Origin of the sequence: Christensenella tenuis (genome assembly GCF_014287795.1) — a bacterium.
Classification (GTDB): Bacteria; Bacillota; Clostridia; order Christensenellales; family Christensenellaceae; genus Christensenella; species Christensenella tenuis.
In genome coordinates, this window is record NZ_JACOON010000006.1 from 94,356 (window position 1) to 109,884 (window position 15,529).

A 15,529-nucleotide genomic window follows, 5' to 3' on the forward strand; every position below is an offset into this window, starting at 1 on the left:
ATGAGCGAAAAAAAATGGGGAATTATCCTCATCGCAACAAGCGCCGTTCTCATAACGGCAATTTCCCTGTTGTTCTTTACGCTGAAAAGCCCGGATATGGGCACTGCCGCGCAGTGGGCCATCCGCATTTTTGCGGTTGCAGCCTGTGCGGTGCAGTTCATTGTCTTTATCCTGTTTGCCCGGGCGTTTAAAAAGAACCGGAAGTATTAACCTGAAACAGAGGCGGCGTGGCTTAGGGCTCATCCGGCACCAAGAAACCGGAAGATTCCCGTGCTGCGCCGTCTTTTTCAATGGATTGAAAGGAGCCCTGATGAAGCACAACGAAGCATTGGACGATTTATCAAAAGAAGAGCTGATTCGCCTGGTCGGCCTCTATTCTAAAAACTGGCTGGCGCTCGACGGCGTGTGGTTTCAGTCCATCGAACAGAAGCTGGGTATGGACGAAGCCATGCTGCACGATGCGCGGGCATGGGAGCGGTTTACCGTGATCGAAGCGCGCAGGATCAAAAAATTTCTGGACCTGCCCGAATACGCGGGACTCAACGGCCTCAAAAAAGCGCTTTCCCTGCGGTTTTACGCGAACATCAACGAAGATGAAGCCATCCTGCACGGAAATACGCTTTTATACCGCACCCTCTCCTGCCGGGTACAAAACGCGCGTGGACGCAAAAATATGGAATTCCATCCGTGCAAGCCTGTCGGAGAGATCGAATATGCCGGGTTTGCCCGCACGATCGATCCGCGTATCAGCTGCGAATGCCTGAGTTGTTATCCGGAAATCACGGACGATACGTGCGCATGTTCATGGCTGTTCACACTGCACGAATAAGTTCTACCAAGAGGCGCAAGGGGGCTGTTCCTCAAAGAAACAGCCCCCTTATTTTATTTTGCTTTTTATCTTTCCCGCGCAGCGTTTTTGCTGCCGGAAAATTCCTTATCTGCTTTTTATCCGTTCTTTGCTTTTCATTCCTCTTGAGCCGCTTTTCCGCTGTTCTCCACCCCCGTCAGCATCTCCGAATAGGCGGTTTCGTCTACGAGGCCGCGCAAGATGGACGTTTTGGGGACCGTCCCCTCGTCCGTATCCGTTTCCACGACCACAAGGTACAGCTTCCCGTCATCCTCATTGAGGGCAACGATCCAGTTTACCTCGCGTGAGTTGTTTGCTCCTACCTGCGCGGTTCCCGTTTTTCCGAGGACATTCCTGTCTCCGAGGTGTGCTTCATAGCCCGTCCCGTCCACCATAACGCGCTTTAAGGCGGGCCTGATAATGTCGATGGCCTTTTGGCTCATCGTTCCCTCTTTGAAAGCGGAGGGGGATGTTTCCTCTATCGTTGTCTCTGTCTCGTCCTCCCCTTCGATGGTGAAGGTGCGGTTTACAATATGGGGGTTTACCATAGTTCCGCCGTTTTCAATGGCAGTATACATGCATGCAAGCTGGAGCGGAGTAATTACGAGCTCGCCCGTGCCGTAACCGGTACGTGCCAGCCAGTCCAGCCAGTCGACCTCATCTTCAGACTGGCTCAGCATACTGGAGGCTGTCACCGGCAGTTCAAACTGCGGCGCTTCGCCGATCCCGATCTTTTCCATATAGGATTTAAAGGGATCGACCCCGGCCTGCAAAGCATAGTAAGCGAAAAAGATGTTATCGGACGATTTCATCGCCATTTCGTAATTATAGGGCGATTCCGCAACGGTTTTAGAGAAAATCGCCCCCGAATGCCAGCCTTCAACGTCCGGCGTCCAACTGTAGGATCCGCTTTCGTTGCCCTCGGAATGCGGCTGCTTCTTTGTGATCGGCGGAACGGAATCCGCGTCAAGCAGCCCCGCCTCAATGGCAGGCAGCGAGGAAAACGGCTTGAACGAAGAACCCGGCATATAGGCCGACTGGATCGCGCGGTTGTAAAGCGGGTTGTCTTCGTCGTCATTGTAATAATTCCATGTTTCTTCTTCCAATGGAAAGTTGAACAGGTTATTGTCGAACGACGGATAGGAAACCATCGTTTCTACCGCGCCCGTTGTGTAATCCATCACGATGACCGCGCCGCTTTGCCCGTCCACAAGGTTGGACGCCATCAACGTGTATGCGCGTTCCTGCGTTTTGGAGTTGATGGAAAGCTCAATATTCTGGCCGTCCGTCTTTTCATCTTCGAACAGGATCTGTTTGAGGTTGCCCTTTTCGTCTTCAATATAGATTATCCGTCCGTCGCTGCCGCGCAGGATATCCTCGTATTGCATTTCAAGCCCGGACTTTCCCACGGTGGAATATTCCGACAGGTCTTCGTTTGCCGCCAGCTGCTCTTCAGACGGCGAACCGAGGTACCCGATGATGTGGGCCGCATCGTCTTTCAATGGATAATACCGCACGGGTGAAAAACGGGAATTGTCAAACCCGAGGCCGTTTATGCCCGCAATGGCCTCCTTTTGCTCGTCCGTAATCGTCCCTTTGGGATAGGAGAGCAATACTTCGAGCGGATAGCCTTTTTCTACCGCATTATCATATTTTTTCTGGATTTTTTCCGTGTCCGCCGCAAAATTTTGTGACAGGAAGGATTTTACTTCCTCGATATCCGGCCCTTTTTCAAGGTCGATATACACGCTGTCCGCATAATCGTTTTTGGCGAGCACCGCGCCGTCTGCGGAAAAAATTTCCCCGCGCGCGCCCGTCTGCGTCGTGGACCGCACCTTATCGCCCTCCGAGAGCTGCGGCAGAATAAGGCTTGGGGTATACAGCACCGTATATCCCTGCGGCCCCGCGACAATGTCTGCGGAATACTCGTACGTGAGCACGCCCAGGAGCTTGCTGGTAAGCGCGAGCGAATACTTTAGCTCATATTCGTTATCGGAAACCGGTTCCACGCTGCGGGAGACAAGCTTGACGTCGGAAATTTCCAACGCGTCATAAATATTTGTGAAACGCGCCGCAAATTCTTCCCTCGTATTGACGTCCGACGTAAGCACATACACATAATCGAACGCCCCCGCATAGTCGCGGGAGACAAGCTTGCTGACAAAAGCGCTACCCACGCTGTCGGCGCTTTCCCGGGCGGCGGAACAGCCCGTAAGCCCGGCCGCAGTGGATGAAATAAGCATCAGAAGCACAAGTGTATAAATAAGAAGTTTCTTTTTCATAGGTTTCCTTTTACCAGTAGCCAATCAATGAACAAACCGTCTGCAGGAAAAACGCCGCACACGCAATGGCAAGGGCTATTCCTCCGGCTTTCCGGCCCTTTCCCACAGCTCATTTTTGTACCATTATACTATTATTTCACAATAATTGCAAAAACGTTACATTTTGTTCATACCCGTGTTCCATGCAGATTTATTTTATACAAAATATGCTTTGCAGAGCCATTTCCGCACATGCGCGCCCGTTTGACTTTTGCGGACTTTTGGAGTATAATACCCATACGTTTTGCGGGATAGGGTAATTCCGCGAAAAGACGGAGGAAATTTATGCCTTTTGGAAAACGAAAAAAGGATTTGGATCTTTCGGTCCATCCCGAAACAAAATATAACCGGATTCTTTATACGGCAAACCGCCGTGTGGCGTCGGACGACGAATTACCGCCCGTAACGGGGCGCAGGCGTTCGCGCAGCAAGGGCCCCGGCAAACTCGAGGGGCTGCTTTCTTCTTTTGGCGCGTTCCATGTAAAGCGCTCTAAAAATTCATGCATAAAGCAGGAACCTGCCCAGCAGGGAGCGGGAAGCGGCAGGGTTTTGCGTTCGGGCAGAAGCAACAGGAACGGTAAAAAAACGGGCGGCTTTTTCCATGATACGCTCCTGCGGACAACTTCCCTCGTGTGTGTTGCGGTGGTAGCCGTTTCACTGATTGCCGTACAGACCACGTTTGCCAAACCCGGTACGCCCATTACGCTGATTGACAACGGCCGCGAGCTGCAGTGTGAGACCACCGCCCAGACGGTCGGCGAATTCCTCGAGGACAACGCAGTGGAGCTTGGCGAGGAAGACGTGGTATCCACCGAGCTTGGCGCAGAGATTTACGAGGGGCAAACCATTACGATTTACCGTGCGGTTCCGGTTACGGTGAAAAGCAACGGCACAGAAAAGGAAGTCAGCATTGTGGCCGGGCATACCGTACAGGATGCACTCGACAAGGCGGGCATCGTTCCTGCGGAAAATGACGAAGTATATCCTTCGCCGGATACCATCGTACGTTCGGGCATGATTATCGACCATATTGTAGTTACGACGCAGGAAACAACGGAGGATCAGGCGATTCCGTTTGATAATACCACGAAGGAAGACCCGAATCTGGCCAAAGGCAAACATGAAATCGTCCAGGAGGGACAAGAGGGTGTGCTCCGCATCACCTATAAACAGATTTATAAAAACGGCGTGCTGATTTCCCAGGATTCGATTTCCGAGGATGTAGTGCAGCAGCCGGTGGATCAAGTGATGGCAATCGGTACGTATGTCGAGCCTGAAAAGCCCAAGGAAACGACAAAGAAAACGACAACCAAAAAAAGTTCGTCTTCATCGTCTTCTTCATCCGGAAGTTCATCAAAGGGCAGCGGCAGCAGTTCATCTTCATCGTCCTCCTCGTCCGGCGGCGGTTCGAGCGACGCCGACCTCGATGGCAGCAAGGGCATGAAAATGCAGCTGACCGCATATTGCTCGTACTGCAACAGCGGCAGTAAAACTTCATCCGGCACCTATCCCGCAGCGGGCAGGACGGTTGCATGCAACTCGCTTCCGCTTGGCACGAGAATCTATATCGAGGGCTATGGCGAATATGTCGTTGAGGACCGCGGCGGCATGGGCGGCAATGTGATCGATATCTACATGGGCGAGCAGGAAAATGACGACGTGTGCAACAGCTTCGGGCGAAAAAAGAACGTTACGGTCTATGTGATCGGTTGACGGGATTTCACGGCGGCGGGCACCTGCCCGCCGCTTTTTTATCTGTACCTCCGGGCGGCATGCAGTTTGACGGCCGGAGGCTCTCCCTTCCTGGCAGGGAAGGCACGATATGGGGGGCACTTATGAATATCACTTCCCCGCGGGAAATTACACAGTTGCTTTCGGAGTACCATCTTTCTCCGCTGAAAAAGTTTGGGCAGAATTTCCTGTGCGATGAAAATATTGTGCAGAAGATCGTGGACAGCATAGGGCTTACGCCGGACCGCTGCGTACTTGAAATCGGTACGGGCCTCGGCGCGCTCACGCGCGCCCTCAGCGTGCGCGCCAAAAAGGTTGTTTCCGTGGAAATTGACCGCGGCCTCCTTGCCCTGCACGGGAAAACGCTGGCCGGTCTTCCAAACGTCACGGTCCTTGAAGGAGATATTCTGAAATACGACCTAAAGGGCCTGTGCGCAGACTATTTTGGCGGCAGTCCCTTTCATGTATGCGGCAACCTCCCCTACTACATTACGAGTAAAATCCTGATGCAGGTTTTGGAAAGCGGGGCGCCCGTACGTTCCATCACTGCAATGGTACAAAAGGAAGTCGCGCAGCGCCTGTCTGCCCGGCCGGGGGACACCGATTATGGCGCGCTCACCGCATCCTGCCTGTATTTTTCACAGCCGGAAACACTGTTCACCGTATCGCGCAATTGTTTTTATCCCGCGCCCGACGTGGACTCTGCCATTATCCGCATGGAGCTCTCGCGTCCCGCATGCGGCGTGGCCCGCAGCGACTATACCGCGGTGATCCGCGCGGCCTTTTCCATGCGCAGGAAAACCATCTACAACAACCTCAAACCGCTCGCCGGCAGTAACGCAAAATTTATTTTGGAATCCTGCAAAATAGATCCAAATGCAAGGGCGCAAGAGCTTTCACCCAGCCAATTTTGCGATATTGCAAAATTAATTTTTCAAAAATTGTAAAAAATTTCACAACTTTTTTTATTTTCAGGAAGGATTAAAGGGGTATTTATAGAATAACTATAATATGGGGTACGTTCAAATTGTATCCCATACCGCCTTTTGGCGATTTGAGACTGCACAAAATTATTATTGAAAACATATTTTAGGAGGTACACTGATGGAGACTTACGGTCTGGAAAAATTGGGAATTCTGAATCCTACGGCGGTTCACCGCAACCTTTCCCCCGCCCTGCTGGTAGAGGCGGCTTTGAGAAGGGGCGAAGGCGTGCTGAGCGACAAGGGCGCCCTTACGGTGACAACGGGAAAATATACGGGACGTTCGCCTAAGGACAAATTTATTGTCGACACTCCCGGCGTTCATGATGATATTGCCTGGGGCAGCGTAAACGTGCCGATCACCAAGGAGAAATTCGACGCGATTAAAAATAAGATGGTTGCTTACCTGCAAAACCGTGAAATTTTTATTTTTGACGGCTTTGCGGGCGCGGATCCGGCTTGCACGAAGAAGTTCCGCATCGTAAACGAGCTGGCCAGCGAAAACCTGTTCATCCACCAGCTCCTGATCCGTCCGACAGCGGACGAGCTTGCTTCCTACGGCGACGCTGATTTCACGATCATCGCCGCGCCCGGATTTAAGTGTATCCCCGAGGAAGACGGCGTAAACAGCGAAGCCGCCATCATGATCGACTATGAAGCGAAACTCGTTGTGATCGCAGGCTCCCAGTATGCAGGCGAAATCAAAAAAAGCGTATTCTCCGTTATGAATTTCCTGATGCCAAAAGAAAACGTGCTGCCCATGCACTGCTCGGCGAACATGGATCCCGAGACGGGCGACACGGCTGTATTCTTCGGCCTTTCCGGCACGGGCAAAACGACATTGTCGGCTGACCCGAACCGCAAGCTGATCGGCGACGACGAGCACGGTTGGTCCGAACACGGCATCTTCAACTTCGAAGGCGGCTGCTATGCAAAGACCATTAACCTCGATCCCGAAGGAGAGCCGGAAATTTACGGTGCAATCCGTTTCGGCGCACTGATGGAAAACGTGATCCTCGATCCTGAGACGCGTACGCCCGACTTCAACGACGGCAGCCTTACGGAAAATACCCGTGTGGGCTACCCGGTCGATTTCATTTCTAACGCGGCAATTCCGGGCGTCGGCGACGTTCCGAAGGTTATCATCTTCCTGACGGCAGACGCATTCGGCGTACTTCCGCCCATCAGCCGTCTCGATGAAAACGCTGCGATGTATCACTTCGTAACGGGCTTCACATCCAAGCTGGCGGGTACGGAACGCGGCGTTACCGAGCCGCAGCCGACCTTCTCTACCTGCTTCGGCGCTCCGTTCATGCCGATGGATCCTTCCGTTTACGCGGAAATGCTGGGTGAGAAAATTGCCAAATACAATACGAGAGTATATCTCGTAAACACTGGCTGGTCCGGCGGCCCTTACGGCGTAGGCAGCCGTATGAAGCTGAAATTTACACGTGCAATGATCACTGCCGCTTTGAACGGTACGCTCGAAGATGCCGAATTCAAGCATGACGCGGTGTTCAACGTGGATGTTCCGCAGAGCTGCCCGGATGTTCCGGATGAAATCATGAATCCGCGCGACACATGGGAAGACAAAGCGGCTTACGATGAATCCGCGAAGAAGCTGGCAAAAATGTTCGAAGACAACTTCTCCAAGAAGTATCCGAATATGCCGAAGCATATCGTGGACGCAGGCCCGAAAGGCTGAGCCAGGATCCAATGATACCCAGAATGCAGTGGGAAAATTCCCACTGCATTTTTGTATCGGACAAAAACCGCAAGCAGGAGGATGACATGAAACTTTCAGGCTTCAAGGGCGCGATTTTTGACCTGGATGGAACGCTGCTCGATTCCATGTATGTCTGGTCGGACGTCAATAAGGAATTTTTGAAAAAACGGCACCTGGGCGCGCCCGCCGGATATGTGGAAACCATAACCCCGATGTTTTCCATGGATGCGGCAAATTATGCCATTAAAACATTGAACCTTCCTGACCGCCCGGAAGAGCTGATTGCCGAATGGAATGGCATGGCGCATGATATTTACAGCAATGGCGTGACGCTGAAGGACGGCGCAGGGCAATATCTCCGGCGGCTGAAGCATGCCGGTGTGAAACTTGGCGTGGCTACCGCGCTCACCGCTTACTTGTATGAACCGGTTCTTAAGCGCAACGGGATCTATGAACTGTTCGACGCGTTCGTTTCATCCCACGAGGCGGGACGCAGCAAGGCCTTTCCCGACGTATACCTGCTCGCTGCGGAGCGTATTGGCGTAGAGCCTGCGGACTGTATGGTATTTGAGGATATCCGCACGGGTGTACTCGGTGCAAAAACCGGAGGATTTGCCACTTGCGGCGTATACGAGCCGTGGTCTTTCGACGAGCAGGACGGGCTTCCGGAGGCTGCGGATCACTATATTCGCAGCTTCCGTGAGCTGCTGTAGCTTTCCGGTTCGAAAAAAGCCGTGCGCATGCACTGCTTTTTGAATGCTTCTATTTTTATACCCTCCCGTAGCGGATCCCCTTGTACAGAGATTCCGCGCTGTCCAGTACGAAAGCAAAAATCAGGATGCAGCCGAAGAACTTCGTGAAATATTCCCAAAATATGTTAAGCTGCGCGGCTGCTCCGGCAAAATTTGTATTGATAGCCGCCGCCTGATCAATCAGATTCTGGTTCCACACGCCCGGATCGAAAAAGACCGCACAGGAAAGCCCGAGGGCGATCATATTGAGCACGGCGGTGACAATGCCAAGCCACAGTGTATGCCGTCCGATGGCAACACGCAGGGTTTCGCGCAGGATGCCGAGGGCAAAGCAGACGTTCAGCACCGGCAGGAAAGCGGGCAGCGCCTCCAGGTTGAAGAGGGGAACGGAGTGCATAACGCCTTCCCCATCCGTAAGCCAAAGGCCCATGAGGTAGGGAATCAGGTTGAAGAGAATGATAACGGCAACCGTAAACACGATGCCCGCAACGGATTCACCTTTTTTGACAACCGCTTTTTCTGATGGAATCGGACGGTCTTTTAAGTCCTGCGGTTTCCATGCACTTCCCGATGATTCCTTAAGGTCGAGCTTCACCGAATAACGTTCAACCAACGCAAAGATAAGCGTCACCCAGGCAAACCCCTGCACGAGCCCCAGCACGGTGTTGCCAATCGCCTCTCCCACGCCGAGCGCGGCGCTTCCCACATACTGCGTGCCCGCTGCCGCGGGCGCATCGATCATCCACGCAACTCCCTGCACAATTGCCGCAATTACCATTCCCACAGTAACCGCGATGAGGACAATTTTGAGCACAAACCAGTATTGCTCATAATATTTAGGGCCAATCAGATATTTTTTGTCCCCCCGGTATTTCCCCGCGAGAGCGGAGGGCGCCCCAAGCTCGCGCAGGATATCCTCCGCATTTTCCTGCCGTGTTTTTTCATTGTCTCCGCGTTCCTCCAACATATCGTCCACCAGGCTCCGCAGTTCCAAGCCCGTATCGTTCCGCTGGTCCGCAGGCAACCTGCGCACTACATCGTAAATATACCGTTCGATCATTTCCTCTGTCGTCATTTTTCTTCTCCCCCATCCGTCATATGCCCGATTACCCGCTCCATCTCCTGCCATTGGGCACACAAACGTTTATAAACTTCTTTCCCCATTGGCGTGATTGCGTAATATTTGCGCGGTTTGGCCCCGCCTGTTTCCCATTCGCTCCCGAGAAGCCCTTGTTTTTCCAAGCGCCGCAGCAGCGGGTATAACGTTCCCGCTTCAGTGGGCATTCCCGCCTCGCACAGCCGCTGCACAAGGGAATACCCATATTGCGGCTCCGCAAGCTGGCTCAATACGCACATAACGATTGTTCCCCGCCGTAACTCCTGCGTCAGTCCGCTGACAATTTCTTCCGGTGTTTCCATCATGTGTCACCTCCAATAGTGTGCGATACACACTATATCTGCATTATACTGTGCGCCACACATCATTGTCAAGCCCAGTATCAAAAAACACCCGAAAAAATTTTTCAGGTGTTTCTTTTTGCGTATATTCATAAATGGAAGGCGCATAAACCATTCTTTTTTTTGCATGTTGGGCGCTTCTTTTTCCTCCGCATAATTCATATAAATATGCATTATGCATTTTTGGTTATCCACTTTATTCACATGCTTTTTCATAATTCGCCCTGAAAGGCCTATTTTAAGACTGGGTTATCCACAAACTTATCCACTTTATCCACAATTATACATTTTGTGAAACATTTACGTGAAACATTCTCACGCATAATTATTCATTTTTTTCACTAATCAGCTTATCCGCGATCAGGGCGATCAGCTCCCCGTTCGTCGGTTTTTGCCGGCTGATGCCCGGCGGGAATCCAAGCGCCTCCTGCAGGTGTTGCATTTTGTCCCTGTCATACATAACCTCCGCCGCGTGCCGGATGGCAAGCTCCACCTTTGTAGTCGTTATGCCGTAGGTTTTCGCAATCCTTGGGTACAATTCCTTGGTGATGCTGTAAATAATCATGCGGTCTTGTGCGGTGAGTTTTACAGCCTCTTTCAGGTACTGATATCCTTTCAGGTGCGGCGGGACTCCCATACGCAAAAACAAATCCGTAATACGCTGCTCAAGATTATCCTCCTTGCGGATGACTTCCCCCTTTTGCTCCTCTTCTTCATCATCCAAACGAACGACATCCCAAATCCTGCGGTACAATACGTCTTTCTGGTAGGGTTTAATCATATAATATTTTGCTCCCATTTTAAATGACCGCCGGATTACATCCTCGCTGCTGATTGCCGACACGATAATCGTATTTGGCGCTTTCATTTTTTTTGCCGCTGTTTCAAGGAAACTGAATCCGTCTGCACCGGGCATCACGAGGTCAACCACTGCAACATCGTACGGACAGAGCGAGCAATACTCTATGGCTTCACGCACACAGCAGGCGCAGTCTACCTTGTGAACATCCTCTTGCTGTGTGAGGAACTGCTTCATTTCATGCGCTGTTTGCGTATCATCATCCACCAGCAACACGTCAATCGTCTCTTTCAACATCTCTCTTCACCCTTTCTTTGGCCGTATACCAACCTGTTTATAACATATATTCATGAAAGCCAAAAAATATTCCATATTTTATAAATTTTTTCACAATTTTTTATTGCTTCCCCGGAATGCGGTGTACATTTACAGGAAAGGGTGTATAATGGTACAGAGATTTAGTTCGAGGTATCTATAGTGAGGATCTTACGACGGAAAAGGCCGCTCAATCCTGCGGAAATATTGGTGTTTGGGTTCGGCGGAATGATACTCATAGGCACGATCCTTTTATGCCTGCCGGCAGCTTCTTCCACAGGAGAATCGGTAGGCTTTTTGTCTGCGCTTTTTTCTTCCACATCGGCCGTATGCGTCACCGGGCTTTCCGTGCTTGAAATCGGCACGGCATTCTCGCTGTTTGGCCAGATTGTCATGCTGGTCCTGATCCAGCTTGGCGGTATCGGGTTTATGACGGCGACCTCCATGGTATACATGCTGATTGGCAGGCGCATTACCCTGAAAGACCGGGTGGTGATCAAAGATTCGCTGGGCGAGACAAACTTGCAGGGCGTGGTGCGGATGACGCGGAACGTGCTTATCGTAACGGCAGTGACGGAGGCTGTGGGGATTGTGCTTCTTTCCCTTCGGTTTATCCCGGAATACGGCGCTGCCCGCGGGCTTTATTACGGCGTGTTCCACTCGGTCTCTTCCTTCTGCAATGCGGGATTTGATGTTTTTGGGTTGGGCAACAGCCTCGTATCCTATGCCTATGACCCGCTTGTCACCATCACCATTATGGCACTCATTACCGTGGGCGGCCTTGGTTTTTTCGTAGTGGTGGAACTTTACCGCAAAGCGCTGCTCGGGCATAAATACCGCCTGAAGCTACACACAAAAATTGTTTTGATTGCTTCCGGTATACTTGTGCTTGCAGGTTTCCTGTTTTTCCTGGCCTTCGAGTGGAACAATCCCCGTACGCTGGGTGCGGAGGGCGTCTCTTTGGGAGATAAGGTGCTTGGCGCCATGTTCCAGTCCGTAACGCCGCGTACCGCGGGCTACGCAACCATCCCGCAGGGAGACCTGATGCCCGCGTCCAAAATAGCAACGACAGCCCTCATGTTTATCGGTGCCTCTCCATCCGGCACGGGCGGCGGTATTAAAACCACAACGGCGGTGATGCTGCTTTTCCTTGTGGTGACAATCGTAACCGGGAAAAAAGACACCGTAGTAATGAAACGCCGGATGAATAAGGACGTGATGATGCGCGCCATTACCATCGCCACGATTGCATTTGTATTCGTGGGCTTTATTACGATGCTGCTGTGCATCACGGAACAAGCGCACCTCTCGGCGGCGGACCTGCTGTTTGAAACGGTTTCAGCCTTTGCAACAGTGGGGCTTTCCACGGGGATTACGCACGCCCTTTCCCCCATCAGCCAAATCCTGATTATCATCACGATGTTTGCGGGCAGGGTTGGTGTGTTTACCGTATCTATGGCGGTTGCAAAACGGATGAGCAAGCAGGATATAAGCAATATACGTTACCCTGAAGAACGGGTAATGATCGGATAACGACAGGAGAAGCGATATGAAAAAGCAATATGTGGTAATCGGCCTTGGACGGTTTGGCACGAGCGTTGCAAAAACGCTTGTGGATCAGGACGCGGACGTGCTGGTCATTGACGCCAACGAAGAAAAAGTAGACCAGGCCATCAACTTCGCAACGCACGCCGTGCAGGCGGACGCAACGGACGAACAGGCATTGAAATCCCTCGGCATCCGCAATTTTGACGTGGCCTGCGTTTGCCTCGGCGAAATCCAGTCGAGCATTATGGCTGCCCTGATCTGCAAGGAACAGGGGATTGACCTTGTGCTTGTTAAAGCGCAAAGCGAAGTGCATGCAAAGGTGCTCTATAAAATGGGTGTGGATAAGGTTGTATTTCCCGAACGGGACATGGGCATCCGCGTCGCGCATAACCTAATCTCTTCCAATATCCTCGACTTTATCGAGCTTTCGGACGATTACGGCATTGCCGAAATCGAAGTACATCCCGCATGGGTGGGGCAGACGCTTGTTGATCTTGATTTCCGCAAAAAATACGGCGTGAACATTATCGCCATCAAGGGGCCGGAAAACGCTGTCAATGTAAGCCCGCTGCCCGGCGATGTGATTGCCGAAGACGACATCCTTGTGGTGATCGGCGAAGAGGAAAGCATCGGTAAGCTCGAGCGGCATGGGGAAAAGCAGCGTTGAAATCAAACGAAAAAAGCATCGGATGCCGATGCTTTTTTGTTGGGTTTCATTTTGACTGTTTTTGCGCTTTGAGCACAACGAAGCCGCCTTCCCCGCATCCCTGCTTTACTCCCCGGACTCCGTTCTCAAATACGGCCTGGCAAACGGATGGAGGTTCAAACCCGGCTTCGCAAAGCCATTCTGTCACCTGTGGCACAGTGTAAAAAGACGCGCTGCCATAAAAAACATTATCTTTTTGCTTCTTTTGGCATGCGCGCCCAAGCGCGCTTTCGCGGTCGATCATCGCAATGATGAGGAAGCCTTCTTTTCGGGTCACGCGATGCGCTTCCCGGAAGGCGCGCGGGACATCTTTAAAAAACAAATGGCTGCCCCCATCAGGGCAAAATCGAACGTCCCGTTTTCGAAGGGAAGCTGCTCCGCCGTTCCCCGGCAGACCTCGATTCCCCGCCCGCGGGCAATTTCCGCCATGCGTTCAGATGGTTCCACGCCTGTTGCGATGTGCAAGGGGCCGGCAAAACGTCCCGTCCCCACCCTGATTTCAACGCTATTAAGCCCCGGTGGGATCATACTTCCGGCCGCCGCAAGCTCCTCTTCATATACCGCCGGATTTTCCAAAAACCAATCGTCGTATTCCCGGCTATGATCGTCAAACGCTTTGACGGGGCCGCTTATTTCCATACGTGTATCTTTTTCAGGAAGCGGGCCAGCTTTTTCCCGCCGCGAATTTGTTCGAGCTCACGCGCGGTAATCGCTTTGACAAGAACCAGCATAAACAGGTATACGATTACGCCCACAATTGCACATGCAATGACTCCAACGGCATTGGAGTACGGCGCAATCAGCGAATACACCAAATAGGCCGCGGCGGTCATCACGGCGGTCGCCGCGACCGGCTTTAAAAGGTGTTCGCCGAATTTCATGCGTACACCAGTATATTTTCGTACAAAATAATAGTTCATGCACGCGGCAATGATATAGCATACCACAGTACCAATCACCGCGCCGTAAATGTTGATCTGCGGGAAAGTCATCAGAAAAAGGCTGAGGGCAACCTTCGTGCCCGCGCCTACCGCGAGTGAAACCGGCGGGAGGTTTTGCTTGCCGATTCCCTGCAGGATTCCCGTCATGGTCTGCATAAAGGGCAGGAATACAGCAACCGAGCACATCGTCATCAAAAGCCCTACGGAAAGGGACATTTCATCTTGCGTCGCGCTGGGGTAAAGAAAATGCAGGAGTGGATAAGCGAATACAAAGAAGGCCACCGTCACCGGGATTCCTTCAAGGAACGCAAACTTGATGCCGTGCAATACGTTGGCTTTCACACGCTGCCCGTCCCCGAGTTTCAGCGCTTCGGAGATTGCGGGAACAACACTCATTTGCAGCGCCTGCGATACAATCGCCGCAAGGTTGATGAGCGTCAGCACTCCGCCCGTGAGCGCGCCGTACATACTGCGCACCGTATCCTGGTCGTAACCGAGGTTAAAAAGGCTGCGCGGAATAATGACAGAGTCTACGAATGTAATGATGGGCATCACGAGCCCCGCCACCGTCACCGGCAAGGCAATCACAAGTATTTTTTTCAGCAGAGGCTTTACTTCCGTCCATGAAAGCCTGCTTTTGTAGGCTGTCAGGACTTCTGCCGGCATATTTCGTTTTTCCTTCCCAAAAACGCCCATCACATAGAGAAGCGCTGTAATTTCAGAAATTGTGATGCCGAGCAGCGCGCCCATGGCGCCAAACTCGAGCCGCCCCGTCCACTTAAGGAACAGGTAGGCAAGCGCGAGGCCCATTCCCACCTTGACAAGCTGCTCGATGATCTGCGAGAACGCAGTGGGCTTCATGTTCTGGAGCCCTTGAAAATAGCCGCGGTACGCGCACATTACGGAGACAAAAAACAGTGCCGGAGCAAGGGCCATCAGCGAATAACTCGCATCCGGAAGCTGTTGGAGCGCCGCGATCTGCCCGGCAAAGGCGAACATGAGGACAGACGTCGCAAGCCCGACAATGAGGAGGAAAGAGCGCGCTGTACGGAACACCGCGTATGCGCCGCGGTAATCGTTCATCGTTACGCGTTCGGAAACAAGCCGTGAAATGGCAATCGGCAGGCCGACCGTAGAGATGATGAGAAGCGCAGAATAGACCGGGAACGCCTGTTGGTAATAGCTCATTCCCTTAAAGGTGATGAGGTTTGTCAACACAATCCGGAAGAGCGCGCCAATGATCTTGACGATAACTCCGGCTGCGCCGAGAATCATCGTGCTTTTAATCAAACTTTTCGTCGTATTGGACATACAATACTCCAATCAATATTCAAAGTAATAGGCATGCCGGGCAAAAAGCAGACGCTCTTCCCCGGCATGCCTATTATTATATCACATCTTC

15 protein-coding genes are annotated in these 15,529 nt (G+C 52.1%); 8 read left to right on the forward strand and 7 right to left on the reverse strand.

Annotated features, from left to right (window positions below; genetic code table 11):
• Nucleotides 1-210, forward strand: a complete 210-nt coding sequence (locus H8S18_RS11455; protein WP_186858410.1) for a hypothetical protein — start codon at nucleotides 1-3, stop codon at nucleotides 208-210.
• Nucleotides 211-310: 100 nt separating this feature from the next.
• Nucleotides 311-829, forward strand: a complete 519-nt coding sequence (locus H8S18_RS11460) for a DUF6125 family protein (RefSeq protein WP_186858411.1) — start codon at nucleotides 311-313, stop codon at nucleotides 827-829.
• Between the two features lie 134 nt (nucleotides 830-963).
• Here the strand turns inward: H8S18_RS11460 and H8S18_RS11465 are convergent, their stop codons facing one another.
• Nucleotides 964-3,129, reverse strand: a complete 2,166-nt coding sequence (locus tag H8S18_RS11465; RefSeq protein WP_186858412.1) for a penicillin-binding transpeptidase domain-containing protein — start codon at nucleotides 3,127-3,129, stop codon at nucleotides 964-966.
• A 324-nt stretch (nucleotides 3,130-3,453) separates the two neighbouring features.
• Here H8S18_RS11465 and H8S18_RS11470 point away from each other — a divergent pair, with 324 nt between their 5' ends.
• From H8S18_RS11470 to H8S18_RS11485, 4 genes are all read left to right on the forward strand, one after another.
• Nucleotides 3,454-4,881 (forward strand): 3D domain-containing protein, encoded by a 1,428-nt coding sequence (locus H8S18_RS11470; protein WP_186858413.1) that lies wholly within the window; start codon nucleotides 3,454-3,456, stop codon nucleotides 4,879-4,881.
• Between the two features lie 122 nt (nucleotides 4,882-5,003).
• On the forward strand, nucleotides 5,004-5,846 hold the full coding sequence (rsmA, locus tag H8S18_RS11475) for a 16S rRNA (adenine(1518)-N(6)/adenine(1519)-N(6))-dimethyltransferase RsmA (RefSeq protein WP_186858414.1): 843 nt from the start codon (nucleotides 5,004-5,006) through the stop codon (nucleotides 5,844-5,846).
• 157 nt (nucleotides 5,847-6,003) lie between these two features.
• Nucleotides 6,004-7,587 (forward strand): phosphoenolpyruvate carboxykinase (ATP), encoded by a 1,584-nt coding sequence (pckA, locus tag H8S18_RS11480; RefSeq protein ID WP_186858415.1) that lies wholly within the window; start codon nucleotides 6,004-6,006, stop codon nucleotides 7,585-7,587.
• An 86-nt stretch (nucleotides 7,588-7,673) separates the two neighbouring features.
• Entirely contained in the window at nucleotides 7,674-8,321 is a 648-nt protein-coding gene (locus H8S18_RS11485; RefSeq protein WP_186858416.1) for an HAD family hydrolase, read from the forward strand.
• Nucleotides 8,322-8,376: 55 nt separating this feature from the next.
• On the opposite strand, the gene H8S18_RS11490 is transcribed toward H8S18_RS11485, so the two are convergent.
• The 3 genes from H8S18_RS11490 to spo0A form a co-directional block, all read right to left on the reverse strand.
• Complete coding sequence (locus H8S18_RS11490; RefSeq protein WP_186858417.1) at nucleotides 8,377-9,435, reverse strand: hypothetical protein; 1,059 nt, start codon at nucleotides 9,433-9,435, stop codon at nucleotides 8,377-8,379.
• A complete protein-coding gene (locus H8S18_RS11495) occupies nucleotides 9,432-9,779 on the reverse strand; it encodes a PadR family transcriptional regulator (protein WP_186858579.1) in 348 nt (115 codons plus the stop codon). Before H8S18_RS11495 ends, H8S18_RS11490 begins: the two co-directional genes overlap by 4 nt.
• 364 nt (nucleotides 9,780-10,143) lie before the next feature.
• Complete coding sequence (spo0A, locus tag H8S18_RS11500; protein WP_186858418.1) at nucleotides 10,144-10,914, reverse strand: sporulation transcription factor Spo0A; 771 nt, start codon at nucleotides 10,912-10,914, stop codon at nucleotides 10,144-10,146.
• 180 nt (nucleotides 10,915-11,094) lie between these two features.
• On the opposite strand from spo0A, the gene H8S18_RS11505 reads away from it, so the two are divergent.
• Both H8S18_RS11505 and H8S18_RS11510 read left to right on the forward strand, forming a co-directional pair.
• Nucleotides 11,095-12,465, forward strand: coding sequence for a TrkH family potassium uptake protein (locus H8S18_RS11505; RefSeq protein ID WP_330598770.1), 1,371 nt, complete (start codon nucleotides 11,095-11,097; stop codon nucleotides 12,463-12,465).
• Between the two features lie 16 nt (nucleotides 12,466-12,481).
• Nucleotides 12,482-13,147 (forward strand): potassium channel family protein, encoded by a 666-nt coding sequence (locus H8S18_RS11510; protein WP_186858419.1) that lies wholly within the window; start codon nucleotides 12,482-12,484, stop codon nucleotides 13,145-13,147.
• A gap of 46 nt (nucleotides 13,148-13,193) precedes the next feature.
• Here the strand turns inward: H8S18_RS11510 and H8S18_RS11515 are convergent, their stop codons facing one another.
• Genes H8S18_RS11515 through H8S18_RS11525 form a run of 3 tightly spaced genes read right to left on the reverse strand, consistent with a single transcriptional unit; the run spans nucleotide 13,194 to nucleotide 15,438 of the window.
• On the reverse strand, nucleotides 13,194-13,463 hold the full coding sequence (locus H8S18_RS11515; protein WP_186858420.1) for a hypothetical protein: 270 nt from the start codon (nucleotides 13,461-13,463) through the stop codon (nucleotides 13,194-13,196).
• Complete coding sequence (locus tag H8S18_RS11520; RefSeq protein WP_186858421.1) at nucleotides 13,460-13,825, reverse strand: class I SAM-dependent methyltransferase; 366 nt, start codon at nucleotides 13,823-13,825, stop codon at nucleotides 13,460-13,462. Before H8S18_RS11520 ends, H8S18_RS11515 begins: the two co-directional genes overlap by 4 nt.
• Nucleotides 13,816-15,438, reverse strand: coding sequence for a putative polysaccharide biosynthesis protein (locus H8S18_RS11525; protein WP_186858422.1), 1,623 nt, complete (start codon nucleotides 15,436-15,438; stop codon nucleotides 13,816-13,818). Before H8S18_RS11525 ends, H8S18_RS11520 begins: the two co-directional genes overlap by 10 nt.
• Nucleotides 15,439-15,529: the final 91 nt, after the last annotated feature.